This window comes from Fundicoccus culcitae (assembly GCF_024661895.1).
In the GTDB taxonomy this organism is placed as follows: domain Bacteria; phylum Bacillota; class Bacilli; order Lactobacillales; family Aerococcaceae; genus Fundicoccus_A; species Fundicoccus_A culcitae.
Window position 1 is genome coordinate 1,863,284 of record NZ_CP102453.1, and the last position, 26,563, is coordinate 1,889,846.

Consider the following 26,563-nt stretch of genomic DNA (forward strand, 5'->3'; position numbering starts at 1 on the left):
TTGCTCCTAAGAACAAATGTTTATTAATTAATCCGATGTGTTTTGATGGATTATTCTTGGGAACTCTCTTCAACGGATTCTTCAGGTATCAATGAATCAATGGCTTCTTGAGGAACAGAAATATCAAATTGTTCGCCAAAATTAGAGAAGTTGATTTCACCAGCCACAATGATTAATTGTGGTAATTGGCTAGCTGTAGAATTGCCTTCTTCATCGACTAAATCTTCTTCAGGAATAAAATCAGCTAGATTAATATTAAATTCAAACGTAAAATTCGTTACGCGTAAAGTTTCTTTATCATAATGCACATCGACTACTGGGTTTGTTTTTAGGATAGCATCCAAAGTTTCTGCACTATACATAGACTCAATTGTATCTAATGATGCTTGGTCAATCGCTTCGCCAGCTTCTGCTTCGGCTTGTGCAATGGCTTCATCCTTAAGGGCTTCTAAATCAACCACGTTATTAAGGTCAGCCCACAATTCTTCCGCATTAATATTTTCTTTTAGTGAAAAAATATATTCTGTATCGGTCACTTCTAAGTCAGTATATTTAACATTTATATCAAGCATTGCTTGAGCTTCTTCAGAATCTGGTCCATTGGTAATTTCACCCATGGCTTCCGAAAAGGCGTCTGAAATAGCTTGTTCTTCAGCTGAAAAATCACGTGCTTCCCATGCAGTGCCATCAAATAGATAAGCTACTCCATTATCATAAAAAACACCTAAATTCAATGCTTCACCAATAAAAGGCGATACTACTTCAGCTTTTGCATCCAATGCAAATTTCGGATCGATATTATAAGCAAAATCAAAATTTAACTGTCCAAGATCAGCGCGTTGCTCATTACTTACCATAGAAAGGGATAAGAACCCCTCCCCACGCATAGAGATTACTTCGTTATTCGTCTGATTAATTTCTTGTAGAATCGTTCTAGCATCATTTTCCTGAGCTCCAACCGCAGGTACAATTTGAATCGCTACTAAAATTGCAATTAGCAAACTACTGAAAGCTTTTAAACCTTTTTTCATTTTAATCACCCTTCTTTATTGGATTAATTGCCTTTAGTATAGCATATGTTTTTTTTGCTTACTAATTTTAAGACTTCAATTTTTTCAAAAATTAACTACTTAAGTATATGCAAGTGTTTTTTACATTGAAAAGTAAGTCACTTTAATCAAATTTTCCTCTGCAACATTCTGATAGAAAACAATGATATTTATTTAAGGGGTTTGCTTTATTGAATAAGGGTGACTTTGTCTTGGTAGTCGCTCCAATCCGTTTGAACTTCTTGTTCAGGTTCTTCTACCCCGCGTGAACTAACTTTATCAAACAGGATTTTGACTGTTTGGAACAAAAGTTTGAAATCAAAGGATAATGAATAGTTTTTGATATAAAGCAAATCAAAATTTAATTTACTATTAAAATCAGTGCTATATTTCCCGTAAACTTGGGCATAACCCGTAATTCCAGCACGTACATTATGACGCAAACTATAATATGGATTAGCTTCCTTAAATTGATTGACAAAAAATGGCCGTTCAGGTCGGGGACCCACTAATGACATGTCACCTTTTAAAACATTGAATAGTTGGGGTAATTCATCAATCCGAAGACTACGTATGGTACGTCCTACTTTGGTCACCCGTGCATCATTAGAAGTAGCTAAAACGGGTCCGGAATCTTGTTCAGCCGTTACCTTCATTGATCTAAATTTTAATATATTAAATTCACGCTGGTTTTTCGTAATCCGTTCTTGTTTGTAAAAGATGGGTCCGGGTGAATCTAATTTAACAGCAACCATCGTGATTAACATAATGGGTGAAGTGATTACGATTAAAGCAAGCGCAACGATGATGTCTATGGAGCGTTTGATTAATTCTTCTTCAGCTGAGATTTTAAAAGGTGATACTTCGATAATGCTTTCATCTTCAAAATTCATAATATTGGGTTTTACCATCATCAAATTCTGAAAGTTTGGACTTAAAAACATTTTTTTGTTTTGAGCTGTTAAATACTCATAAATTTTAACGCGCTCGGATTCTTCGATATTTCCAACGACATAGACAATATCAACTTCACTGGCATTTTCTCTAACATTATGGAAAAAATTAGATAGGACGACATGCGTCACTTCGTGACGACGGTTTTTCATCAAATCAAAATTTCTTACAGCATTTAGAGCGCTTTGCTCCTCACCAACCACCAAAATCTTTTTCTTTCCGCGAATGCGATGGTAAGCCCAGTAGACCAACGAGTTGTAAATAAACATACCAAAGGTTCCTACAAAAAAATTGATTAAAATAACACTACGTGGGAACGTTAACCAACTACCAGCATACGTTAACGCCATCATATAAATAGTCAAAACTAATTGACTTAGCATCGTAAAATAAAACAAATCAAGCAGTGTTTTATTATAAAAAATATAAGTTCCAAATAATATATTAATGACAATAAACCCAATAAATATCCACAAATAACTGTCTTCAAAAGCTCTAAAATTTCTTGCTGGAATATCGCCAGCAAATTTTATATAGAACGATAGGTAGATACAGCCTAATGATACGATTGAACCAACAATAACAGCAATGAAACGTAATAAATTATTCCATTCATAACGATTATTCACATTTTATCCTCCTTTTCAAAAAAATTGAAAGGTTTTTTCACCTTATTATAACGAGAATGTCTCTGCATAGCTACAAAAAACAAATACCCAGCCAACAAACAACAATATAAAAAAGCCAAGAAGCTTAGTATACATACTATTTAACTTCTTGGCTTAGTCTATACTTTTAGCGAATAGTATTATTCAATAATTGTAAATTTCTCATTAAATAATGGGCTTACTGAGCGGTTTTCATGAATCCGAATAATTGCTTCAGCCATCAATTGAGCAACAGACACGACTTCTAATTTATCCATTTGTTTACTTTCATCTAATAAAATTGAATCCGTCACGACAACTTTTTTAATTTGTGAATTTTCTAATCGTTCGATAGCCGGTCCAGAGAAGACAGCATGGGTACAGCAAGCATATACTTCTTTGGCACCTTTTTCTAATAAAGCTTCCGCGCCTAAGGTAATGGTCCCCGCTGTATCAATCATATCATCAATTAAAACACACGTTTTACCTTCAACTTCACCAATGATACTCATCACTTCAGCAACATTATCTTTTGGTCTACGCTTATCAATAATCGCAATCGGGGATTTTAGAAATTCAGCTAATTTTCTTGCCCGGGTCACGCCACCATGATCAGGAGAGACCACAACAATATTATCTTTGTCTAAACCATGTTCGATAAAATAATTAGCCAGCAATGGCGCACCCACTAAATGGTCTAATGGAATATCGAAGAAACCTTGTATTTGAGCGGCATGCAAATCAAGGGCTAAAACGCGAGTTGCGCCTGCTACGGTAATCATATTAGCAACTAGCTTAGCCGTAATTGGTTCACGTGAATTAGCTTTACGATCTTGGCGTGCATAGCCATAATAAGGAATAACCACATTAATGGTTTTGGCACTGGCTCTTTTTAACGCATCTATTGTAATTAATAATTCAACTAGATTATTATTTACGGGATAGGAGGTTGATTGAACAATATAGACATTATCTCCTCGAATACTTTCTTCAATGTTCACTTTAATTTCACCATCGGCAAAATGTGAAATTGAAATCTTTCCTAGTTCAACACCAACTTCTTCAGCAATTTTTGCCGCCAAAGGTTCATTTGAACGTAATGAAAAGATTTTTAAACTTGCGTCTTTATATAAATGATCACGCACAGTGTTACCCCCTATATATTATTTATTTTGTAATTTTTTCCAGTAGTTTGCAATATTGCGTTGGTCTACACGTGAAATAGCTAAAGCTTCATCTTCTACATCTTTTGTCACGGTGGTACCCGCAGCAATAAAGGTGCGTTTGCCAATATTCACAGGTGATACAATATTAGCGTTGCAGCCGATAAAGGCTTGGTTTCCAACTGTCGAACGATGTTTATGTTTACCATCATAATTGACAAATATCGTACCACAACCGACGTTAATATCTTCGCCTAAATCGGCATCACCAATATAGGTTAAATGTCCTGCCTTTGTATTTGCGCCTAATGTGCTATTTTTTACTTCGACAAAGTTTCCAATATGCACAGCTTCTCCAATAACTGATTTTGGTCTTAAATGAGCAAAAGGCCCAACGGTTGCGTGTTCATCGATGTGTGAATACTCTACGACCGATTGTTTAATTTCAACATTATCGCTAACGACACTTGAATCAATTTCAGAATTAGCTCCAATAAAACAATTAGATCCAATCGTCGTTTGCCCTTTAAGACTTACACCCGCTTCAATGATGGTATCCGAACCAATTTGAACATCCACTTCAATATACGTTGTTAAAGGGTTAATCAAGGTTACGCCGTTACGCATATGTTCTTCATTAATTCTTCGCGTTAATGTTTGACCTGCTTTAGCTAAGGCCACCCGATCATTGACCCCAATGGCTTCTTCCATATCTTCTAAAATGTGTGCAGAAACTAAATTGCCATCATTTTTCATTATCTCTACCACATCAGGTAAATAATATTCCCCTTGTGCATTATTATTGGTGACACGTTCTAAGGCTGCAAACAGTTTTTGATTATCAAAGACATATGTGCCGGTATTAATTTCTCTGACGCTTAATTCCGTTTCACTCGCATCTTTTTGCTCAACAATTTTTACAACCGCTTGATTAGAATCCCTAATAACGCGCCCGTAACCTGTTGCATCATCAACGATTGCGGTTAAAATGGTTGCTGAAGATCCACTCTGTTCATGTGCTTCAAACAATTGGTTTAATGTCTTGCTCGTTAATAGTGGTGTGTCACCACAAATAACCAATGTACTGCCTGCTTTATTCCCTAATAAATCCTTAGCTTGCAAAACAGCATGGCCTGTCCCTAATTGCTCGGCTTGATACGCATATGTCGAACGTTCACCTAAAACGGCTTCAACTTGTTCTGAACCAAAACCAACAATTGACACAATATCTTCAACCTGGCTTTGTTGAACGGCTCTAATAACATGTTCCACCATAGATAATCCGTTAATAGCATGTAACATTTTTGGCAAACTCGATTTCATCCGAGTTCCCTTTCCAGCAGCTAACACGACAGCCAATCGCTTACCCATCCAAACACCCCTTATGTGATTTAAATCATTTATAGAATTCATCTATATTATAGTAGAAAACTAGTTATATTTAAACAGCCAGCGACTATTCTATGCAAAAATTGTTCCTTTTTCGACAGCAAGTTCAAATTTACTATTTTCTTGATTATAAACAATCTCTACTTTAATGATTGATTGATACTCAGGCAAGTGAATTTGCTTCTCCGGAGAATTATCAACCAACACACAAATACTATCCACATGGCTATCAAATTCATGTATCAAGGAAATTAAACCTTCCATCGTACCACCATTTCGCATAAAATCATCAACCACTAGCACATGACTATCTGCTTTTAAGCTGGATTTACTTAATTCCATTTTTTTTACCGTTCGATGAATACCCGAAACGTAATTAATTGATATAGTTGATCCTTCGGTGTCTTGCGAGTCGCGACGAACAATTAAATAATCCACATTTAAAAAGCGAGCAACCGCCGAAGCTAAGCCAATTCCTTTGGTTTCTATGGTGACAACAGCATCGATTTTCCTATCTTGATAATGCGCAGCAATCAATTTGGCAATTGAATCTACTAATGAAGGTTGCTGTAAAATATCCGTTAAGTAAATATAATTACCTGGCAGGATTCGTTTACCCGTTTTTAATTGTTGGATAAGTGTCTTAATCAGTTGTTGGATTTCTTTATCACCTAATTGAGGTTGATAAATTACACCACCAGTAACACCAGAAACTGTTTTAATGGTTCCCATTTGATTTTCCGCTAAAACCCCACGAATAAAATCCAAGTCTTCACTAATAGATGATTTAGCACAATTGAAATAATTAGCAAAATAAGACAAGTGTACTAATTGATTAGGGCGTTCAGTTAAGTATTGCGTAATATATACTAGACGATGATTCCGCCTAACTTTAGTTGGTTGGTTCATTTAACTTGCTCCTTCCTATCAATTTCTATTCATATTATAGCAAATAGCTTAACAATTAGATATAAAATGATAGTAAAGTTCGGAAATTGATAAATCATTTAAATAAATTCCACTGCCACGACAACCAAAAAAGAGCTGAGCCTTTTTAAATAAAAATTTAAAAGCACTGAGCTCTTTTAGTTATTCTGTTAAAATTTAATGGTCTTCAATAAAGCGTCTTGTAAATCAGATTCTATTTTTTCTAATTCAATCGCGGCTTCAGCGCGAGCTTTTTTCGCATTTTCTTGAATTTCTAAACTTTCTTCAATCGTTGTAATCAAATCTTCATTGACCTTTTTCAAGGTTTCAATATCGATGGTGCTTCGTTCAGACTCCTTGGTTACTTCTAAGGTATTTTGTTTCAAGCGTGCTGAGTTACGTTTAAGTAATTCATTCGTCGTATCCGAAACTTCTTTTTGCATTTCTAAGACACGACCTTGTTTTTCCATACCTAAAGCGATGACAACTTGTGACTTCCATAATGGGATAGTATTATTAATTGCATCAGTTACTTTATCAACAAGTAGTTTGTCATTATTTTGAATTAACTTAATTTGTGGAGCTGTTTGAATTGCCATCGTTTTTGAGGTTTTTAAGTCATAAATTTTCTTTTCAAATCGATTAATTGTTTCATTAAAATCATTCACGACTTGAACAGCCATGGAATCGCCACTGGCTTTTGCTTGTTCATATAATTTAGGTAACGTTTCGCCACGCATCTCAGCGATTTTCTCTTCACCTGCAACAATGTATAATTGCAATTCGTTAAAGTACTCAACATTTTTTTCGTATAGTTTATCAAACGTGCCAATATCTTTTAATAGTTCCATCCGCCCAGACTCTAAGGACGCTTGAATTTTGTCGATTTGACTTTCCATCACATCATATTTAGCTAAATACTTTTCAACGGAACGTTTTGCATTATTGAGAAAAGGAATTTTCGAAAGAAAGCCTCCTTCATCAATATTGGCAATATCTAAATCACGGACTTTTAACATTAAATCCGACATCAGACTCCCTATCTCACCAACATCTTTGCTTCTGATTTCCGTCAAGATTTGATCGCTAAATTGGGCTAAGTTTTTTTGCGAATTACTGCCGTAAATACTTAACAATTGACTATCTTGCATATTTAACGACTGCTTAATTTCATCCACACGCATGCGTTCTTCGGGCGAAAGCGTTTCTACTTGGCGTTCCACTTCAGCAGTAATTTCTGTCGGGTCAATCTGGGCTTGGGCTTTTAGATTATTTTTCATTAAACTGTCCAGTGTAACTTCATTCTTTTCGCTCATCTGTGTCGTCTCCCTTTATAGTTATTCTAACCCTATTTACTTAACGGCTTCCATTAACAACAACATCGTTTCTATATCCGGCATTGGCATTATTTGTGTTACCTCAGAAGCTAAGCCCGGAATATCATAATTGGATTCATTACTTGCCCCGGATACAACCGTTCTAAATCCATGTTCACGCCAAGCCAAGTCTTGAACTTGTGGATCCAATAAAGCATCAATTAAAACTTCACTTTGATCGGTCAAGCCAATTAATACGTGCGAAGACCAAACCGTTGGTTCAGGGTATAAAATAACAATTTGATCACGAACTTGTTCATAAACATCTGGCTGTATCTTAGAAAACTCTAGTAGTTGATTTTCATATCCAGCGATAATCGGATATGCGCCAACCCCTTGGCGTAAAAACTGATTAAACATATCAGACGAAGAAGTTTGCATAAAACCAATAGCTTGATAAATGTCTCGAATCTGCGGGAGAATGGCATCAACAGTTGATGTATTCACTACCTGATTATTATTTAGACTATTGGCTAATAGACCTAAGAACATATTCCCAGAGTTAGATGCATTGGGGTCCGTTGTGTCTACTAGAACATTTCCATACAATTCCGGAATACCAATATCTGCCCAAGATGTTTCATTCGCTATCATTTCGGCTAACTTAACCATATTGACATAATGCACCCCGTCACGCACCGTTACGACACCCTCTTGTTCAAGTGCATCGGTCACTAAACGACGTGAATACAGGACAATCGGAGTGTTTAAAACAATATCATCTTCGACTGAAGGGCGGTTTAACTGTTGGTAAAGCTCTAAAGCCAATTGACTTGATGGGAATAAATAATCTTGACCTTCAATGTCTCCTTGAACCATATCAAAGGAGCCATCGATACGATAATTTAACGTTATCCCATACTCATCTTTGATATAATCTTGAAACTCAGGGTTACTAAACAAACCTGATTTTTCACCGCCTAAAAAACCATTCAGTTCCACTTGAGTTGGCTGATTACCTTGAAAGACGGTATAAACGACGGCTGTTACAATTACTAAAGCTAAAACAATCAAGCCCCATAAACGTGTTTTCATGAATTACCGCCTCCTAAACGAATCGTTTTTTCGAGTAATTCTGTTTCAACTTCTAAAGCCATCATTTGATCTTTGTAATAATTATCGCGTTGTTGGGCAAAAACATGTGTGAGTAAATCCAGCGATTCTTCAGTCCGTTCGGTAATCAAATTAAATTTATCGGCAGACACATTAGCTTTTTTTAGATGCAAGTAATTGCTCATTATTTTATTGGCGGTAGGTAAATAATAACTTAGAAAATGTCGAGATGATGAAATATCTTTTGGTGCTCCTTCTAAGTAATTTAATATATCTTGAGCAATTCCGCTTAAAGCTTTTGATTTTTCCCCTATCGATGGGTTTTTAATTCCTTCAGCTAACTGTGTCATTTGCTTAACCTCAGTCTCAGCTTCTTGGTAAATAGCGGCTAATTCTTGCCCATTTGCTAAACGTTCTAATTCAATGTCACCAATTTTCAATACCGGTTTAGTTATCATAAATACGCCTAAGAAAATGGCAACGGCCAAAACAATGGTTAAGATGAGAGGCCAATCTAAGACAAAAAACATGATTAAGAAGGCAGCAATCGAAATCACCATGGCTAAAAAATTTTGTTTGGCTTGTCCTTTCATATTAGTTATATCCTTTCACTTGTTGGAATGCTTCAATCAAATTCGTGCGACCATCAAACACTCTAGCACGGGTCAACTGAGCGATTTGACTTAATTCACTATCTGAAGCTGAGCCAAACATGATTGAGAAAACAGGAACATCCATTCCAAAGGTATTGTATACTTCTTTCAAGTCATTAAACACTTTATTCCCATTGGGCATTCCATCCGTTAAAACGACAATCGCCGGATTATAGTCTTTTATACCTTCGGGGTAATAATCTTGATTAATAATCGTTAAAGCTTCAATAATCCCTTCATACATATAGGTTGAAGATGATAATGGATAACCTTCTGCCTTTTTGTACAAAGCCTCAAGCTCATTTGAATTTCCAACGGCAGATTCTACCCCTAACACTTCATTTCCAAAAGGGATTATATATGTAAGATCATCTGCCGTTCCTAATAATAGGTTGGCTTGGGCATTTTCAGGAATTAATACTTCTTCTAAGGCTGCCATCATTTGATCGTAACCTTCCCCCGACATACTACCCGAGAAGTCCAAAACATATAGGGTTAGAGCGGGCTTTTTAAATTCCGCTTGATATAAGTTCAGTGCTTCCATAATCACATCTGATTGTGGCCATCTGATAGGGGCCAGGACGCGATCGATGTCGACACCCCAGTCAGATCGAAAGACCGTCTCGTTTTCAGGACGAATCGTTCCGTAAGCAGAGCGTTTCCCTGTTTTTTCAATTTCGTTTTGTGCTTCATCACTCAATAGATAAGTTTGAAAACTTAGAAAAGCTTCTTCCATTTCATCATCATTATGATCAACGTAAGCCAATGGAGAATCACTAATAGAAAGACCATCGACAGGATAAACCATATATAAAGGTTCTTCATTTTGCTTTTCTAGCTCAATATTTGTTTGTATGATTAAAGTTTCATAGTTAACCATCGCATCATAGTCACCCGCTAAAAATAGATCCACCAGCCAGTTGGAACTCCCAGATGAACGGTTAACCCCTGATAATAAGGTTGTAATTTGTTCACGAACGTTTTCATCCGCTAAATCTTCTGAAGTAATTCCTTCCTCTTTTCCGGCGATTGCTGTTAAAAATCCAATATAAGCTGATGCACCTGAATTCGACTGCGTCGCTGATGTCATAGCAAAATTTAATTGATCATTTTCAATTGCCTCAATAATATCGGCAATAGACACATCTTTATCTTTAAAGCCTAATTCTTCAGCCAATGACTCTTTTATTCCAAAAACAACTGGAGAAATAGAGGTTGTCTGTGAATGATTAAGCATTCTGTGCGTATCGCCCAATGTTAGCCAAATTGAACTAGCTGGCCAAACCGCATCATATTTAACTTCTCCACTTTGTAGTAAACGCATAATATCAAGCGATCCTAAATACTCTATCGAAATATTTTGTTTGTTTTCATGAGCATAGGCTTCTATAATAGGTTCTAATTCAGCGTTTTCGGAACCTGCAACAATTGATAAGGTCGAGCCATTATATTGAGTGACTTCAAAATCACTACTTGAACTAGAAGGAGTCGTTACTTCTTCATCCCCGCAGGCAGCTAAAAACAAGATACTAACTAGTAACAACAGGACAGACCATTTCGCTTTCATAAACATCCTCCTTACTCTATTTGGTCTAACTTAATTATACTTTTTCTAAATAATAATTGCGATGACAATCGCATCTTATAAGAAAAATCCAACTTGAGACCGAGATAATAACCATTATCAAAAAATTCTGTCTCTAAGATAACTTTATCTTTTTTAACATTTAAAAAGCAAGTAAGATTGCTTATAGAATAATAATATTTATTAGAAAAGCCTAGCTACCTCAAAAAAGGTAACTAGGCTTTTACGTTATTCTTGTATGCGCGCTTTTGAAAAGATACGATTCAAAATTGAGACTAAAATAAAGATAAAAACAAAACAAAGTGTGATTGAAGCACCAGGAGGCGTATCGTAATAAAAGGATAAGGTAATCCCACTAAATATCCCAATTAAATTAATGACTATACCAATTAAAATAGTTTGCGTAAAACTTTTTGAAATCTTTATCGCTGTCGCTGAAGGTATGACAATAAGAGCGGAAATTAGTAAGGCACCAATAATCGGCATCATTATAGAAATCGCTACACCTGTTATAATTGAAAAAGTAATTGACATAAATCTTACTGGCAAACCACTAGTATGGGCAGTTGCTTCATCAAAACTCAAAACATACAAAGGTCTTCTAAAGATAATGTATAAGACAAGAATAATGATGGCTAAAATCACTAACATCCACACTTCTTGTTCAGTTATCAAAATAATGGACCCAAACAAATATTGATCAATTTTAAAATTACTCGAATCAGGACTAAAGCTCATTAGCACTAAAGCAACAGCCATTCCCGTTGCCATCATCAAAGCTACGGATATCTCTGAATAATTACGGTAGGAAATACGCAAGTATTCAATGGCAATCGATGCAAAAATAACAACAATTAATGTTGTTATCGTCGGATTTGTGCCCAATAGCACACCTAAAGCGACGCCAGCTAAAGATATATGTGACAGTGTATCGGCTAAAAGGGATTGACGTCGTAAGATAAGCAATAATCCAATTATGGGCGTGATAAAAGAGATGGCTATCCCTGCAATTAACGCGCGTTGGATGAAGTCATACTGAAACATCTCCAAGGAGAACCCTCCTCTCTTATTAAACGAATCTCACGGTCATAGTAGCCTTCGATTTCTTTATCGGCATGCGTCACCATTAAAATCGTTTTCCCATGATGCTTGACACTATGTTTTAATAATTTATAAAATTTTGTTCGCGAACCAACATCCATTCCCGTTGTTGGTTCATCTAATACAAATAAATCAGGGTCTAGGGCAAAGACTCTCGCAAGACTAATCCGTTGTTTTTGTCCACCAGACAAATCACCAATTTTTTTGTGGCGAATCTCTGTCATGCCTACAGATGCTAAGGCGCGATCCACATGTTCATAATCTTCTGCATCCAATTTTCGAAACCAGCGGTTTTTACTATATCGACCGGACTCTACAAACGTTTGTACAGTACTAGGAAAGCCCGCATTAAAAGAAGCCACATCTTGTTGGACATAACCAATCGATAAAGGCTCACCTAAATGATTAACCTTAGCAAGCTTTATTTCTCCAGTGGCTGGTTTCAATAAACCAATGATATTTTTAATGAGTGTTGATTTAGCCGCACCATTTTCACCGGTTAAAATGACGAACTCACCTGTATCAATACTAAAATTGATATTATTTAACACTTTTTCTTGTTCATAATAAAATGACAAGTTTTTCACTTCAATTAATGCGATATTATTCACCTTCTGTATTCTTATAAATATGAACTCATTCGTAGAGTTCATATTCACTATACGCAATTTATTTAGCTAATTCAATTAAATTATCCCGCATAATATCAAAGTAGTTTATTCCTTGAGCTAATTCATCGGCTGTAACACTTTCTAATGTCCGTAGTGGACGTAACTCCGCATTATTAGCTTGTGCAACCGTCTGAGCTATCGAACTGCTACTGGTTGGATCAACATAAATAACTTTAACATCATTTTCAACAACGAAATCTTGCATGGTAGCTATTTCTTGTGCACTTGGTTCTTGAGTTGTTGATAATCCAGTAATAGCAACTTGTTCTAAATCATAAGCATTTGCAAGATAGCCAAAAGCGGCATGTTGTACCACAAAGCGACGATCTTCACGGTCAGCTAAGGCTGTACGGTATTCTTCATCGATTAAAGTTAATTCATCTACCAATGCTTGATAATTATTTTGGTAACCTTCCGCATTCGCTGGATCTAATTCAACAAAAGCATTTAAAACATTTTCAGCCTGTTGTGCATAAAACATAGGGTCTACCCAGGTATGTGGATCATAATTATGACTATGACCATCTTCTTCAGCACCATGATCATGGGCATTATCGTCTTCTTCATGAGCATGATCATCTTCCTCGTGGTCATGGTCGTCTTCTTCATGGGCCCCCTCTTCGTGGTCGTGCTCATCCGCAGCTTCTTCACCTTCATGGTCGTGATCATCCGCGGCTTCTTCACCTTCATGGTCGTGAGTATCTGAACCCGTCAATAAAGTTAAACCTTCAGTTGATTCAACGATTTTGGTATTCTCAGTATTAATAACTGCTAATAAATCCTGCACAAAATATTCCATTTCATCATCTTGGTAAATAAATAAATCGGCATTTTGCACTTCGGTGACATCACTGGCACTTATTTCATAATCGTGGGCATCTTGATTAGCCTCTAATAGCATGCTTACATTAGCATAGTCTCCCCCAATTTGTTCAGCTAAGAAATAGACTGGGTAAAAGGTTGTCTTTACTTCTAATTTTTCTTGCGCTTTAACGCTAACTCCCATATTAAATGCAGACATCCCTACTAACATCAATGACAATAAACTGAACAAAAATTTCTTTTTCATATTCAACTACCTTTCATATAATAGTAATAATTACTATTTAGATATTACAGAGCATTATTCTTATTGTCAAGTCACAATTCTATTTTAAAAGATATTAGTCACCATTTTTATACAACTTACGCTTAATAAAGCATTAACTTACATAAGTCCACAAACAAAAAAACCTTACGGTTTAATTGATGTTGATGAAAAGAGGCCATCAGACATTCACATAAACCGTGAGGAAAAATTTTATTTAAATTGATCTAGCCATTCAATAACTTGCCTAGGTGTATTTTTAGGTAGATGGTCTTTTAAATAATCCAATTGATTGCCTAAACTAAGATTCATAATAGATTGAATTTCTTTCAAACGTAAGTCTGTCCCATCAAGTTCAGCCAAAAGAATCCGGCGTAAAACTTCTGTATAGCTATGCGCTAAGGCAATAGTTAAAACGGCAGCCGTACTACCACTAATTAAACCTCCCGATACTGTTCCAATTCCCGGAATTAATTTGAAGGCTGTACCGACAAAATACTTGCCAATCATTGTCGTTGTACCTGTGCCACCTATCCCCGCTAAAACACTCAGAATTTGAGCTTTATCTAAAGCTAGACCGAAAATAGCTGTTATATGTGCCAACATGGTAATTTGCATCGGAATTAATAAGGCTGCATCCGAAATGGGTACGGGCGTAAAGCCCACTCCAAAAGCAGTCGTCACATAGGATTTCGCCCAACGTTTAGCATTATCGACTTTACGTTGGATATCTATTTGTTGGGCATTGATAAAAGCCAAATGTTGTTCAGTCGGTAAAATTTCTAAGGTTTTATCAATCAATGTTTGTAAACCAAAGGCTTTTATCTGTTGATTGGCTTGAATTGAAAACGACTTAGCTAAAACGGGTATAACCGCCTTTACCTCAATAGCTGGGGCTAATTGCTGAATATAAATCTCAAATGATTTATTTTCTGATCCGAGTGTTTGTGTTAGCACTAAAATCACCGGTAGTTGTTGTGCTAAAGCCTGAATTAGATCTAATTCATACGGCTCTATGCGGGCCATGTTCGCATTTAAGCAATAGTAGACAATATGAATCGCTTCTTTGTCCCCCTTAGCCTTCTGTTGCTGAATTAAGTTGGATAAATCATTTACGACGGCCTGTTGCGATTCCGCTTGTAATTCCAAACCTTTTGTATCATATAAAGTGAGTGGTATACCCTCTTTGGTTAATTTATCAACGGTTTGGGTAACAGGCATACCAACCCCTGTTGCAGCGATATTTTCTCGAAACAAAGCATTAATTAAAGTACTCTTACCACTACCGGTTTTTCCAGCTACTAATATATTAATGGGTGGCATTTTTTCAATAGCCGTCTCTGTCTTCTTTAATAAATCGTCCGCCAATTGCTTATTTACATAATTTTTTTTGTTTTTACGCCAAAATTGCATGGATGGGCACTCCCTCAAAAATTAGTTACGGCGACGTGATATTAAAATAAAGCGTAGTAAGGTCAAAGCAGAGTTTAATGTTGCAGCGATATAAGTAAATGCTGCTGCATTTAATACTTTTTTAGCTGCTGGAAGTTCTTCTGCCGTCACAAGTTGTTGATTTTCAAGCATCGTTAAGGCACGGCTGCTGGCATTGAATTCCACTGGCAAGGTTATTACTTGGAATAATAACACTAAGCCAAACGCAATAATACCTAAATTCACTAATGAAAATATGTTTAACACCCAACCTAATAGCATCATAGGAACAGCTAATGACGAACCAATTTGTGCGGCTGGTGCAATTAAGCTTCTAAATTTCAAAAAGGCATAGCCTTCTTTATCTTGTAAGGCATGTCCTGTTTCATGGGCAGCAACCGCAATCGCAGCAATCGAGGTTTCATTGTAAGTTGATTGCGATAAACGTAAAACCTTGCTTCTTGGGTCATAGTGATCCGTTAAATGACCTGCCACCTGTTCAACAGCCACTTGATTTAAATCGGCTGATTGTAAAATTTGGCTCGCAGCTTGGCGTCCACTCATTCTGTTTTGAGATTCCATCTCATTGTATTTATTAAATGTTGATTGAACTTTGTATTGGGCATACATGACAATAGCAGAACCAATTAAAACTAAAAATATTGTTGCGTCATATCCAAACATTAGGTTCATATATTTTCCTCCTATAAATCTTTGTCTTTTCTATTATAACAGTTCTAGTGCCTCATTTACAAAAAAGCCACATTGAAAAATAAATATCTACGGTGAGCCTACTTGTATAGCGCGTTGCGACTGTGTATCTACTAAATTATCACTTATTTGCTGTTAATTTGCACCCTACTTTAGACGGATACTTTTTCGCCTTAAAAGAACAACCCTCTTATCATACTGATAAAAGGGTTGTCCACTTAAGGCAATGCAGTCGCAAACGTTTAATATTTATTTGATGGATTAGGCTAATAACATGGCATCAGATGTAACATCTGATCCACTTTGTTGTTTAAACATTTCAATCAGTTCGACAACGGTGAGGTTTTTCTTTTCTTCTCCGCTAACATCAAGGATAATTTGCCCTTGGTGAAGCATGATTAAACGATTGCCGTAGCGGATAGCGTCTGCCATATTGTGTGTAATCATTAAGGCGGTTAATTTTTCTTCGCCGATGATTTTTTCAGTTAACGCTAGGACCATTTCACTTGTTTTTGGATCTAGGGCTGCCGTGTGTTCATCGAGCAATAATAATTCGGGACGTAATAAGGTTGCCATTAATAAGGTCAAGGCTTGTCTTTGACCTCCAGAAAGATAAGCCACTTCCATGGTCAAGCGATCTTCAAGCCCTAAGCCTAGTCGGGACAGTTGATCTCGCATCATTTGCAAATCATCTTTTTGAACACCCCGGCGTAAGGAGCGTTTGTGACCACGGCGGTTAGCAATGGCCATATTTTCTTTGATGGTTAAACGAGAGGCTGTTCCCATTTTAGGATCCTGGAAAACATAGGAAACCAGTCCGGCACGTTTACTATTTGACCAGTTAGTCACATCAATACCAGCAATCTCAACACTGCCGATATCTGGTTGTAGTGCCCCAGAAATACAGTTTAGTAAGGTAGACTTACCCGCACCATTCCCTCCAATTAAAGTAACCACTTCGCCGGCTTCTAAATTTAGATTAATGCCTTTTAATACATGGTTTTCATTGACAGTTCCAGCCTCGAAGGTTTTATGAATGTTTTTCAATTGTAATTGCATTTATTTACCTCCACTCAGCTGACCGTTGCGACGGTATTTATTTAAATGTTTTTTCATCTCTGGTAAGTAAAGCACAAACCCTAGAAGAATGGCAGAGAACAGTTTGATATCATAAGGTTCCACTTTGAAAAAGCGTTGGTTTAGAATTAAATCAATAATAATACGATAAATAAAACTACCTACAACAAGACTTGATAAACGAATACCTAGCGGCTGATTAGGGATAACCACTTCAGCAATAATTAAGGAGGACATTCCAATAACCATGGTCCCTGTCCCCATTCCGATATCCGCAAAGCCATCTTTTTGGGCAATTAGGGAACCCGATAGGGCAATTAAACCATTCCCAATCATATAGGCGAGTGTTTTCATGTTATCGGTATTTATTCCGTTGGCTTGACTCATTTGTTCATTATCACCTGTCGAGCGTAAGGCCAAACCAATTTCAGTATGTAAAAAGGCATTTAACACAACCACGATTATCGCAACTATAATAAGTGAAACAATAATCACGGGGATATTTCTACCTAAATTTAAATAATCAGTTAACCCTTTAAAAATGGTGTTAGATCCAATTAAGGCAATATTAGGTCTCCCCATTACATGCATATTAATCGTATACAAACCAGTTAGGACTAAAATCCCAGTGAGTAGTGGAGGTATTTTCATCTTGGTGTGAATTAAGCCTGCTACCATCCCAGCCAGACTACCGGCAAAGAATGAGGCAACTGTCGCAATTAATGGATTTACGTCATTGGTAATCATAATCGCACTAACGGCAGCTCCTAAAGGGAAAACTGCTTCGGCTGACATATCGGCTATATTCAGTAAACGATAGGTGATGTAAACGCCAATTGCCATAATAGCCCAGACACAACCTTGGGCTAAACTTGAAATAATAATGTCTAACATGATGAAAAAAAACCTCTTTCTATTTTTTACGATTATTGAATCGATTCAGGATCAATGCCTAATGCTTCTGCAAAATCTGGGTTAACAATAACTTGATGGTTTTCAGCTAATTCAACGGGCATTTCAGCTGGATCAAGTTCTTCCGTTAACATACGAATAACCATATTAGCGGTTTGAATACCGTAATCTTCGTATGAGTTAGACAAAGTAGCTAAACCATTTGTCATAACGACTGAATCAGACGAACCAATTGTTGGAATACCTGCTTCTTTAGCCATGTCCCCAACCAGTGCAATCGAGCTATCAATGGTATTATCCGTTACCATGAACATAGCTTCCACTTGTGAAGTTAATGAATTCATTACTTGAGCAATGTCATTAGTGTTTGTTACTGTTCCGACATGCGTTGTTAAACCACGGGCTTCTAATTCTTCAACAGCCAGTTCAACTAAAACAACGGAATTCACTTCACTAGAATTATATATCAAACCAACGTTTTCTACATCAGGAAAATTACGAATTAATAAATCGACTTGTTCTGCAATAGGAGCCATGTCACTTGTACCCGTCACATTGGTGTTTGGTTCTTCTAAAGATTCAACCAAACCAGCTTCAACCGGATCCGTTACCGCTGCAATAAATATCGGTTTTTCCGTTTCAACCACAGCTAAAGATTGAGCAGCGGGTGTTGCAATCGCAAATAAAATATCGTTGTCACGTGCTATTTTTTCAGAAATAGATTGTAAGTTGGCTTGGTCACCATTACCGTTTTGGATATCCCAAACAATGCGATCACCAAATTCAGAAGCATTTAAAGTATCTTCAAAGCCTTTTAAAACCGCATCTAACGCTTCATGTTCAACATATTGTAGAACACCAATATGAATCGGTTCAGCTGAATCATCTTGTGCCAAAGTCGTAACAGGGCTAACTAAGGCTAATACTAATGATAACACCATTGCAACGATAACATTAAATCGACTAATTGTTTTTTTCATAATTTTAATTCTCCTCATCTTTTATGTCTAATTGTAAATTTGCTGGGTCAATGCCTAAAGCTTCAGCGACATCTTCATTAACAACTAACTCTAAATTCGCAGCTGACTCTACCGGGATTTCACTGGCAGTCACACCTTCTTCAATTTGGCGAGATAACATTCTAGCTGTTTGTTTACCTAATTCAAAATAATCTAAACCATAAGTGGCTAAACCATTTTCTAAAATCATATCTTTAGATCCACCAACTAAGGGTAAACCGGCTTCTTTAGCTAGATCACCAACTAGGGGCATAGCACTCGCAATCGTATTGTCTGTTACTAAGAAAACAGCATCTACTTGCGTAGCTAAAGCAGCCATCACTTGACTAATATCATTCGTAGACGTTACGGTATGGTGGCTAACTTCCACCCCTTTTTCAACTAAGACTGCTTCAGCACGTTCTGCTTCACTCACTGAGTTGGGTTCACCAGAATTATACAAAATACCTACGTTTTGAATATCTTCTTTAGTTTGTAACAATAACTCAACTTGTTCAGCAATCGGAGCCGCATCAATTGTACCTGTCACATTTTGTTCTTTATCCACTAAATCATCTACCAATCCAGCACCAACTGGGTCTGTTACCGATGAAAAGTAGATAGGTGTGTCAACCGCAGCATTTACCAGCGATTGCGCTACGGGTGTCGCAATACCAAAAACAAAATCACTTGAATTTAGTAAGTTCTCACTCATCGACTGTAAATTCGCATTATCAGCTGCCGCATTTAAATAGTTAATCGTAAGGTTTTCACCTTCAATGTATCCTTCTTCTTCTAACCCTGCGATGAAGCCTTCACGGTTAGCATCTAATGAATCATGCTCCACATATTGTAAAATTCCAACATTGATAGCTTCTTTTTCCTGAGCACTAACCGAGCCAGTAGATAAGACAACCGACGCTCCCAACAAGGGTAAAACCGCTAACGCAACACTCATTTTTTTCCAATATCGACCTATTTCATTCATTATTTTATCCTCCTAAATTTAAATGCTTTTTTTCCAACAACTACCATCAAACAAAAAGACCGACTTAGATAAAAATCTAAATCGGTCTTTGTATATATAGCGCAAAAAAATTTACAATATGCGCGACTTTTACAAATCCTGCTATAGATTTTTATCATCTATGCAGGCATGGTTAATTACACAGCTCTTCATAGATACAAACTTTCGTTTTGGTGTTTGTATCTAAGATTAAGACACAAACACTATCTAAAATAGCTGTAAAAGTATCGTTTAGCTTGTAATAAATCATTTGTTCGCATATCGGTTACCCCTTAAATAGGAATTATTTTTTATTCGATGTGTCTATTCTAATTAAGAAAGAGAATTAAGTCAAGCGAAAATGAGAAAATAATTTGAATTATTAGAATGATTTTCATTAAAGCTTGTTCTAAGCCATCATTTTCAGCCTTGTTAAGGTTAATCAAACGGCGTGCGGTAATCAAAATAGACAACCGCAAAATCTTTTACTCTGGCAAATACTTCACGACTTTCACGCTCAATACGACCATAATCTACTTCATCGGCTGGCACACCAACGGCTTCCAGACCTAAGCGGTTCGCAATCATTAAAGCACGTGATAAATGATAACCCTGTGTACAAATAATCACTTTATCCGTCTTCACTACCTGGCTCAGACGGTTAACACTTTCATACGTTGAATAGCCTTGGGGATCTAAAACAATATTGGCTTCATTAACCCCTTGTTCAATTAAATATTGCTGCATCACAGCCACTTCATTGTAATACTGATCCGTATGATCACCACTGACAATAATTTGTTTATTAGGAGCTGCTTCGTAAATTTCGATAGCCTTATCTAAGCGATTGGCCAAAATATTGGACGGTTCTTCATTATTAATAATGCCAGCCCCTAAAACCAATATGGGTACATCATCGGCCATCATAGCGGTCTCACTCAATTCATTTACCGTATAAAAATTAGAATAGTTAGAGCCAATGACAAATAGATTAATGCCAGCGATAACGACAATGAATAAAACCACGCCTAACAGGACTAGTTTTATAGCCGCTATCAGCATTAGCCATACGACTCGAAAAATACGACGCATCTTCAACTCTCCCATGTTAGTAAATAAACCGTGAAACATACAACATCCACAATTATAACAAGGCACCATTTGATTAACAAATCAAAATTAATAAAATTTTGTTAAAAATCAATAAAATCGGCGGTATTTATTAGGGATGAAGGGTTAAGCCATCATGAATTGGCTGTTGTACAGGTTAGCATAACGGCCACCCATTCGCATCAGTTCATCATGATTACCTTGCTCAACAATATCACCGTGTTCCATGTATAGAATTAGATCAGCATTTCGAATCGTCGATAGACGGTGGGCGATAATAAAACTGGTACGGCCCTCCATCAAACGATCCATGGCTTCTTGAATTAAGATTTCGGTCCGTGTATCAACGGAACTCGTTGCTTCATCTAGGATGAGAATGGGGCGGTTGGCTAAAAGCGCACGTGCAATTGTTAAAAGTTGTTTTTGGCCTTGCGAAATATTCGTCGCTTCCTCATTTAAGATAAAATCGTAACCGCCTGGCAAGGAGGTAATGTAATGATGGACTCTAGCTGCTTTAGCCGCTTCAATAACTTCTGCGTCAGTCGCATCTAAGCGTCCATAACGGATATTCTCCCTTAGACTGCCGTTAAATAACCAGGTATCTTGCAAAACCATAGCCATGGCTTGTTGATAAGAAACACGACTATAGGCGGTTGCATCGACTTGATCAATCAAAATTTTACCACTGTTGACATCATAAAAACGCATCAATAGTTTCACGATGGTTGATTTTCCGGCACCCGTCGGTCCAACTAAAGCGACTTTTTGTCCAGGTTTAATTTCGGCACTAAACTGATGAATAACTGGTTGACTGGCTGTATAGCCGAATTTCAAATGATCAAACTCGACCTGTCCAATCACTTCATTAACATTTAAGGTTTCACCAGATAGTTGATCTTCTTCCTCCTCATCCAAAAACTCATACACACGTTCGCCTGCCGCAGCCATTGATTGCATTAGGGTCACGATTTGTGCCATCTGCGTAATGGGTTGGGTAAAACGATTCACATATTGCGTAAAGGCTTGAATGTCCCCGACCGTAATTTGGCCAATGATCGCTAAGTAAGCCCCACTAATTACAACCGCGATATAGCCTAAATTCCCAATTAAACGCATTAAAGGGAACATAATCTGTAAATTGTAATTTTATTTTGCATTAAATTTAAGGGGTGCTTTGCACTAATAAATCGAGTAGGAGACTAGCCATTAATTGACTAGTCTCCTACTCGATTTAAAATAGTCCTTTTTTCAATATATAAATACTTTAACTGCCATAAGCATACCCTTTTTCCAGTTCGTCTTTACTTGTAGTTATTTCTATTGTGATATGATCCTTTACACCCGATGTATGGGCAAGCTCTGCAATTTCTTCTTTGATTTCCCTAGTCTTGTTTATATCGGAAGAGTCTATAAGAACCGTAACGATAAGGGCATTTTCTTCTCCGTCCAGTGACCAAATGTGAAAATGAGAGAGGTCCTTTACAGCAGGAATATTGTTAATGGAGTTCGCCAGGTTCTCTACGTTTACATTTTCCGGCGAACCGTTCAATAAAATTTTCATTGTACTGAAAAATTCAGGTACAGTTTTATAGAGGATATAGAGTGCTATCAAAATCGATAAGATTGGATCCAATCGATAAGCCTCGGTAAAGTTCATTACGATACTCACAACCAAGACCCCAATCCACCCTAATACATCTTCTAGCATATGCAGGTTCAACATGCCTTCGTTTTTAGATGACCCTTTGCTTAGAATCCAAGCCGCATATCCATTCAATCCAATAGCCACGAGTGAAAGCCAAAACATGCCACTGTAATTAACCGGTTGCGGATCAATCAAACGTGGGATACTTCGGTAAATCATAAAAAATGAGCCGCCGATCAGTACTACTCCAGTTATCAACGCCCCTAATAATGAAAAGCGGTTATAACCAAAAGTGAACTGTTCATCTTGCTGCTTTTCTGAGTACCCCTGGAAAAACCAAGCGAATCCAATAGAAATGGAATCTCCTAAATCATGAACGGCGTCGGACATAATTGACACACTATTGAAAAGAGACCCAAAGAAAAATTCAATCATGGAAAAAATAAAGTTGATGAAAAAAGCAATTTTAATATTCTTATTCGGTTGATTTTGGTGCGAGTGATTTTCTTGTTTCTCTGACTTTGAGATTTTAAAAACCTCCATTTAGTTTTATACCTTATTAGCTTTTATTGTTCTTGTTCATTGATATGAGTTAAGACTTGTTCGAGAATACTGAAAACATGAAGATCATCAAGACTGTAAACCATGCTTTTCCCTTCTCTTCTTGCCTTCACTAAACGTGAATCTTTCAATATTTTTAGTTGGTGTGAAATCGCGGACTGTTCCATATCCAATGCAAGCACAATGTTTCCAACACTGAGCTCTTCTTTCTGTAAAAGAAAGAGAATTGACAAGCGTGTAGGGTCACTAATCACTTTGAATACTTTGCTTATTGATTGGATCTTCTCTTTATTGATTGGCGAAGTTGTTGATGTATCCATATGCTCTTATTCCTCTCACATGATTTTCCATTCATATATATAATACCACATGAGTAAAACGATGCTAGTTTTTTGTTTATAGACAAAATTAAGACTTTTGTATCAGCAATAGTAGTCCATTTGAATAAGAAGCATCTTGTCTTGACAAAACTCATACAGTGAGTTAATATGATTTTGTAAACATATGATTTGTTATTCATATGTAAAACGTAAAGATTCCGATTTACATATGGGACAACTGAAAGGAGTCAGAGACAATGGAAATTACATGAATACTTCTCTTCTTTTAGTGGGAATTTGTGTGATTTAATAAGTAAATGAATGGAAATCAAAGGAATTATATAGGAAGGTGATAAAAATGGAAACTATCGAAGAACAACAATCTCAAGAAAAACATAATCACAACCACGACCATGACCATGAACACGGAAAAATGCCAATCGTTTTATACTTTATTGGTTTAGCCTTAGCGGTGATCGCTTTATTTTTGAATGAAGATTATCAGTTAATGCGAAATATTTTATTCTCAATCGCTACAATCAGTGCAGGATATCATGTCATTATTCTTGAAGGCCTTGGAGAAACAATCGAGAACTCCAAAGTTCAAAAAAAGTTCATGCCCAACTCTCACATTTTGATGGGATTAGCGGCCATTGGCGCTTCTTTAATGGGGAATTTTTGGGAAGGTACATTATTGATTCTTATTTTTTCTGGTGCACATTTTTTGGAAGATTATGCAGAAGGAAGAAGTAAACGAGAAATCACGAAATTACTCGAAATGAATCCAACGACTGCCCGGTTAATCCAGCCTGATGGCAGTACAAAAAATGTTGACGTCAGTGAATTAAAAGTGGGAGATCAACTTCAAGTATTGAATGGCGATCAAGTCCCCATTGATGGCGTCATTTTGTCAGGCTCTACGTCCATTGATGAGTCATCTATTAATGGAGAAAGTATCCCAAAAGAGAAGTCCAAAGGAGACGACGTTTTCGGAAGTACAATCAATGGAACAGGTACTTTCACAATGGAAGTCACTAAAGAAAATAAAGATACAGTATTTTCAAAAATTTTACAGTTAGTAAACCAGAACCAAGACAACCAAACAAAAGCTGCGAGTATAATCCAAAAATTTGAACCGAAATACGTTACAGTTGTTTTAATTGCCATTCCGTTATTCATGTTATTGGCTCCTTTTCTCCTAGACTGGACATGGTCACAAAGTATCTATAGAGGATTGGTCCTTTTAGTGGCAGCTTCACCCTGTGCTTTAGCAGCGGCTACTGTATCGGTAACTTTATCGACGACTTCTAACTTGGCCAAAAAAGGCGTCCTTTCAAAAGGTAGTTCTTACCTGTCTCAATTAGCCGATACTCAAGCCATTGCATTTGACAAGACAGGAACCTTGACTAAAGGAAAACCTGAAGTAACCAATTACTATTTTGCTGATTCCGTGAACGAAGAAAACATGATTGATATCGTAGTAGCTCTTGAAAAAGAATCCAATCACCCTTTAGCAGATGCTATTCTAAGAAAGTTTGAGCAAAAAAATAAACTAACTATCGAAGTAGAAAACCAGATCGGCAAAGGATTGACAGGAGATTACAAAGGGAGAAATTATCGTATAGGAAAACCGACTTCGTTTGACGATGTTTCAGATGAATATAGTCGTTTAAATAATGAATGGTCGTCAGAAGGTAAGACGGTCGTATACGTAGCAGTAGATGAGGCTGTTATAGGTCTTATTGCCCTCATGGATGTTCCGAGTGAGCATGCAAAAGAAACCATTGATTATTTCAGAGAACAAGGCATACACACCACATTAATTACTGGTGACTCAGAAATGACGGGTAAAGCAGTCGCTAAACAATTAGGAATAGATGAAGTGATTGCGAATGTCATGCCGGAAGACAAATCCAGAATTATAGACGAACAAAAAGAAAAATACGGTGTAGTTACCATGGTTGGAGACGGAGTGAATGATGCCCCCGCTCTCGTAAACGCAGATGTGGGAATCGCTATGGGAGATGGGACCGATGTGGCAGTAGAGGTATCGGATTTAGTTTTAATGCAAAACGATTTATCCAAATTGGTACAATCTCATAATATATCTACGAAAATGAATCGTGTCATTTGGCAGAATGTTATTTTTTCAATGGCCGTTGTTGCCTTTTTAGTTGTCGTTAGTTTCTTAGGCTTAACGGATATTGCAATCAGTGTCATTATTCATGAAGGAAGTACATTGGTTGTTATTCTGAATGGGCTTCGATTGTTAAGGTCTAATTCTAAGCCTATCAAAAATTAATAACCTGTTTCAAATATTAACTAATTCTCGTTTTCATATGCCTCTGAAGTTTTGGAAACTTTAGAGGCATATTTTTATAAATCAGTTAGTATCAAAAACAATCGATTATGGGACGATTTTAAATAACAACTTTTATAGACTAGAAGAAGGGTTTTTTAGTGCCAAAACTTTGCTCTTTATCTACGTATCTTTACCCACCCTTTATGATACAATTGAGAAAATCAAAATAGAGAAGGAAGAGGATTATGAGTGGGTATATATATGGGTATGCAAGGGTAAGTACACGATCACAAGAATTGTCTCGTCAGTTGGATTTGCTCAATGAACATAACTGCAACGAAATACTGACCGAAAAAATGACGGGAACCAAAGCTAACCGTCCGCAATTAAATCGGCTGAAAGATAAATTGCGTCCAGATGATACAGTTATCGTGGAAAGCTTCTCTCGTTTGGGGCGCAGCACAAAAGATTTAATTGATCTTGTAAATTACTTTGAAGAACATAATGTAAAGTTGATCAGCTTAAAAGAGAATTTTGATACGGTCACTCCCCAAGGGCGACTTATGATGACTGTGTTTCAAGCATTTAGTCAATTTGAACGAGATTTGATTGTTGAACGCACAAAAGAAGGTTTAAAAAGTGCTCGAGCTAGAGGGCGAAAAGGCGGGCGTCCTCCTGTGAACCAACGAGATATTGAACGAGCAATAAAATTGTACAAAAGTGAGGAATATAGTGTGAAAGAAATTGTTGAGATGACAGGAATCAGCAAGTCAACGCTTTATCGTTACTTGGATAAATAAAAATTGACGATTAATTTTATTTAATCGTGGGAAAG

The 26,563-nt window shown here is 36.8% G+C and carries 23 protein-coding genes and 1 pseudogene; 2 read left to right on the forward strand and 22 right to left on the reverse strand.

Going from position 1 to position 26,563, the window contains the following annotated elements; translation table 11 throughout:
- Window positions 1-50 precede the first annotated feature (50 nt).
- From NRE15_RS08425 to NRE15_RS08530, 22 genes and pseudogenes are all read right to left on the reverse strand, one after another.
- On the reverse strand, window positions 51-1,031 hold the full coding sequence (locus tag NRE15_RS08425; protein ID WP_313792451.1) for a hypothetical protein: 981 nt from the start codon (window positions 1,029-1,031) through the stop codon (window positions 51-53).
- Window positions 1,032-1,237: 206 nt separating this feature from the next.
- Window positions 1,238-2,632, reverse strand: a complete 1,395-nt coding sequence (locus NRE15_RS08430; protein WP_313792452.1) for a sugar transferase — start codon at window positions 2,630-2,632, stop codon at window positions 1,238-1,240.
- Window positions 2,633-2,811: 179 nt separating this feature from the next.
- Window positions 2,812-3,795, reverse strand: a complete 984-nt coding sequence (locus NRE15_RS08435; protein ID WP_313792453.1) for a ribose-phosphate diphosphokinase — start codon at window positions 3,793-3,795, stop codon at window positions 2,812-2,814.
- 18 nt (window positions 3,796-3,813) lie between these two features.
- Window positions 3,814-5,184, reverse strand: coding sequence for a bifunctional UDP-N-acetylglucosamine diphosphorylase/glucosamine-1-phosphate N-acetyltransferase GlmU (gene glmU / locus NRE15_RS08440; RefSeq protein ID WP_313792454.1), 1,371 nt, complete (start codon window positions 5,182-5,184; stop codon window positions 3,814-3,816).
- 90 nt (window positions 5,185-5,274) lie between these two features.
- A complete protein-coding gene (gene purR, locus NRE15_RS08445; RefSeq protein WP_313792455.1) occupies window positions 5,275-6,111 on the reverse strand; it encodes a pur operon repressor in 837 nt (278 codons plus the stop codon).
- A gap of 188 nt (window positions 6,112-6,299) precedes the next feature.
- Window positions 6,300-7,445, reverse strand: a complete 1,146-nt coding sequence (locus NRE15_RS08450; RefSeq protein ID WP_313792456.1) for a toxic anion resistance protein — start codon at window positions 7,443-7,445, stop codon at window positions 6,300-6,302.
- 36 nt (window positions 7,446-7,481) lie between these two features.
- Complete coding sequence (locus NRE15_RS08455; protein WP_313792457.1) at window positions 7,482-8,540, reverse strand: hypothetical protein; 1,059 nt, start codon at window positions 8,538-8,540, stop codon at window positions 7,482-7,484.
- Entirely contained in the window at window positions 8,537-9,151 is a 615-nt protein-coding gene (locus NRE15_RS08460; RefSeq protein WP_313792458.1) for a 5-bromo-4-chloroindolyl phosphate hydrolysis family protein, read from the reverse strand. Before NRE15_RS08460 ends, NRE15_RS08455 begins: the two co-directional genes overlap by 4 nt.
- 1 nt (window position 9,152) lies before the next feature.
- The gene (locus tag NRE15_RS08465; RefSeq protein ID WP_313792459.1) at window positions 9,153-10,778 is read right to left on the reverse strand and encodes a substrate-binding and vWA domain-containing protein; all 1,626 of its coding nucleotides are present in this window, start codon (window positions 10,776-10,778) and stop codon (window positions 9,153-9,155) included.
- Window positions 10,779-11,024: 246 nt separating this feature from the next.
- Entirely contained in the window at window positions 11,025-11,846 is an 822-nt protein-coding gene (locus NRE15_RS08470; protein ID WP_313792460.1) for a metal ABC transporter permease, read from the reverse strand.
- Entirely contained in the window at window positions 11,807-12,499 is a 693-nt protein-coding gene (locus NRE15_RS08475; protein WP_313794975.1) for a metal ABC transporter ATP-binding protein, read from the reverse strand. Before NRE15_RS08475 ends, NRE15_RS08470 begins: the two co-directional genes overlap by 40 nt.
- Window positions 12,500-12,566: 67 nt before the next feature.
- A complete protein-coding gene (locus NRE15_RS08480; RefSeq protein ID WP_313792461.1) occupies window positions 12,567-13,637 on the reverse strand; it encodes a metal ABC transporter solute-binding protein, Zn/Mn family in 1,071 nt (356 codons plus the stop codon).
- 231 nt (window positions 13,638-13,868) lie between these two features.
- A complete protein-coding gene (locus tag NRE15_RS08485) occupies window positions 13,869-15,068 on the reverse strand; it encodes a YcjF family protein (protein ID WP_313792462.1) in 1,200 nt (399 codons plus the stop codon).
- A 21-nt stretch (window positions 15,069-15,089) separates the two neighbouring features.
- A complete protein-coding gene (locus NRE15_RS08490) occupies window positions 15,090-15,779 on the reverse strand; it encodes a zinc metallopeptidase (RefSeq protein WP_390887124.1) in 690 nt (229 codons plus the stop codon).
- 279 nt (window positions 15,780-16,058) lie between these two features.
- Window positions 16,059-16,856, reverse strand: coding sequence for an ABC transporter ATP-binding protein (locus tag NRE15_RS08495; protein WP_313792463.1), 798 nt, complete (start codon window positions 16,854-16,856; stop codon window positions 16,059-16,061).
- On the reverse strand, window positions 16,857-17,768 hold the full coding sequence (locus NRE15_RS08500; RefSeq protein ID WP_313792464.1) for an ABC transporter permease: 912 nt from the start codon (window positions 17,766-17,768) through the stop codon (window positions 16,857-16,859). It abuts the gene before it with no gap.
- Window positions 17,769-17,800: 32 nt separating this feature from the next.
- Window positions 17,801-18,766: an ABC transporter substrate-binding protein gene (locus tag NRE15_RS08505; protein ID WP_313792465.1), complete on the reverse strand. Its 966-nt coding sequence runs from the start codon at window positions 18,764-18,766 to the stop codon at window positions 17,801-17,803.
- Window positions 18,767-18,770: 4 nt separating this feature from the next.
- On the reverse strand, window positions 18,771-19,772 hold the full coding sequence (locus tag NRE15_RS08510; protein WP_313792466.1) for an ABC transporter substrate-binding protein: 1,002 nt from the start codon (window positions 19,770-19,772) through the stop codon (window positions 18,771-18,773).
- 456 nt (window positions 19,773-20,228) lie between these two features.
- Window positions 20,229-20,882: a SanA/YdcF family protein gene (locus tag NRE15_RS08515; protein ID WP_313792467.1), complete on the reverse strand. Its 654-nt coding sequence runs from the start codon at window positions 20,880-20,882 to the stop codon at window positions 20,229-20,231.
- Between the two features lie 144 nt (window positions 20,883-21,026).
- A pseudogene (locus tag NRE15_RS08520) lies at window positions 21,027-22,031 on the reverse strand (ABC transporter ATP-binding protein); the annotation flags it as partial.
- Between the two features lie 133 nt (window positions 22,032-22,164).
- Window positions 22,165-23,088, reverse strand: a complete 924-nt coding sequence (locus NRE15_RS08525; RefSeq protein ID WP_161879524.1) for a cation diffusion facilitator family transporter — start codon at window positions 23,086-23,088, stop codon at window positions 22,165-22,167.
- 23 nt (window positions 23,089-23,111) lie between these two features.
- The gene (locus NRE15_RS08530; protein ID WP_048728532.1) at window positions 23,112-23,426 is read right to left on the reverse strand and encodes an ArsR/SmtB family transcription factor; all 315 of its coding nucleotides are present in this window, start codon (window positions 23,424-23,426) and stop codon (window positions 23,112-23,114) included.
- 358 nt (window positions 23,427-23,784) lie between these two features.
- Between NRE15_RS08530 and NRE15_RS08535 the strand changes: the two genes are divergently transcribed.
- Complete coding sequence (locus tag NRE15_RS08535; protein WP_312650673.1) at window positions 23,785-25,728, forward strand: heavy metal translocating P-type ATPase; 1,944 nt, start codon at window positions 23,785-23,787, stop codon at window positions 25,726-25,728.
- 245 nt (window positions 25,729-25,973) lie between these two features.
- Window positions 25,974-26,528, forward strand: a complete 555-nt coding sequence (locus NRE15_RS08540; protein WP_002316688.1) for a recombinase family protein — start codon at window positions 25,974-25,976, stop codon at window positions 26,526-26,528.
- Window positions 26,529-26,563: the final 35 nt, after the last annotated feature.

Bases quoted from the DNA above. Each gene is read 5' to 3' on its own strand.
- NRE15_RS08425 (WP_313792451.1), bottom strand. From the start codon at position 1,031: ATGAAAAAAGGTTTAAAAGCTTTCAGTAGTTTGCTAATTGCAATTTTA.
- glmU (WP_313792454.1), bottom strand. From the start codon at position 5,184: ATGGGTAAGCGATTGGCTGTCGTGTTAGCTGCTGGAAAGGGAACTCGG.
- purR (WP_313792455.1), bottom strand. From the start codon at position 6,111: ATGAACCAACCAACTAAAGTTAGGCGGAATCATCGTCTAGTATATATT.
- NRE15_RS08450 (WP_313792456.1), bottom strand. From the start codon at position 7,445: ATGAGCGAAAAGAATGAAGTTACACTGGACAGTTTAATGAAAAATAAT.
- NRE15_RS08455 (WP_313792457.1), bottom strand. From the start codon at position 8,540: ATGAAAACACGTTTATGGGGCTTGATTGTTTTAGCTTTAGTAATTGTA.
- NRE15_RS08460 (WP_313792458.1), bottom strand. From the start codon at position 9,151: ATGAAAGGACAAGCCAAACAAAATTTTTTAGCCATGGTGATTTCGATT.
- NRE15_RS08465 (WP_313792459.1), bottom strand. From the start codon at position 10,778: ATGAAAGCGAAATGGTCTGTCCTGTTGTTACTAGTTAGTATCTTGTTT.
- NRE15_RS08480 (WP_313792461.1), bottom strand. From the start codon at position 13,637: ATGAAAAAGAAATTTTTGTTCAGTTTATTGTCATTGATGTTAGTAGGG.
- NRE15_RS08485 (WP_313792462.1), bottom strand. From the start codon at position 15,068: ATGCAATTTTGGCGTAAAAACAAAAAAAATTATGTAAATAAGCAATTG.
- NRE15_RS08490 (WP_390887124.1), bottom strand. From the start codon at position 15,779: ATGAACCTAATGTTTGGATATGACGCAACAATATTTTTAGTTTTAATT.
- NRE15_RS08495 (WP_313792463.1), bottom strand. From the start codon at position 16,856: ATGCAATTACAATTGAAAAACATTCATAAAACCTTCGAGGCTGGAACT.
- NRE15_RS08500 (WP_313792464.1), bottom strand. From the start codon at position 17,768: ATGTTAGACATTATTATTTCAAGTTTAGCCCAAGGTTGTGTCTGGGCT.
- NRE15_RS08505 (WP_313792465.1), bottom strand. From the start codon at position 18,766: ATGAAAAAAACAATTAGTCGATTTAATGTTATCGTTGCAATGGTGTTA.
- NRE15_RS08510 (WP_313792466.1), bottom strand. From the start codon at position 19,772: ATGAATGAAATAGGTCGATATTGGAAAAAAATGAGTGTTGCGTTAGCG.
- NRE15_RS08515 (WP_313792467.1), bottom strand. From the start codon at position 20,882: ATGCGTCGTATTTTTCGAGTCGTATGGCTAATGCTGATAGCGGCTATA.
- NRE15_RS08525 (WP_161879524.1), bottom strand. From the start codon at position 23,088: ATGGAGGTTTTTAAAATCTCAAAGTCAGAGAAACAAGAAAATCACTCG.
- NRE15_RS08530 (WP_048728532.1), bottom strand. From the start codon at position 23,426: ATGGATACATCAACAACTTCGCCAATCAATAAAGAGAAGATCCAATCA.
- NRE15_RS08535 (WP_312650673.1), top strand. From the start codon at position 23,785: ATGGAAACTATCGAAGAACAACAATCTCAAGAAAAACATAATCACAAC.
- NRE15_RS08540 (WP_002316688.1), top strand. From the start codon at position 25,974: ATGAGTGGGTATATATATGGGTATGCAAGGGTAAGTACACGATCACAA.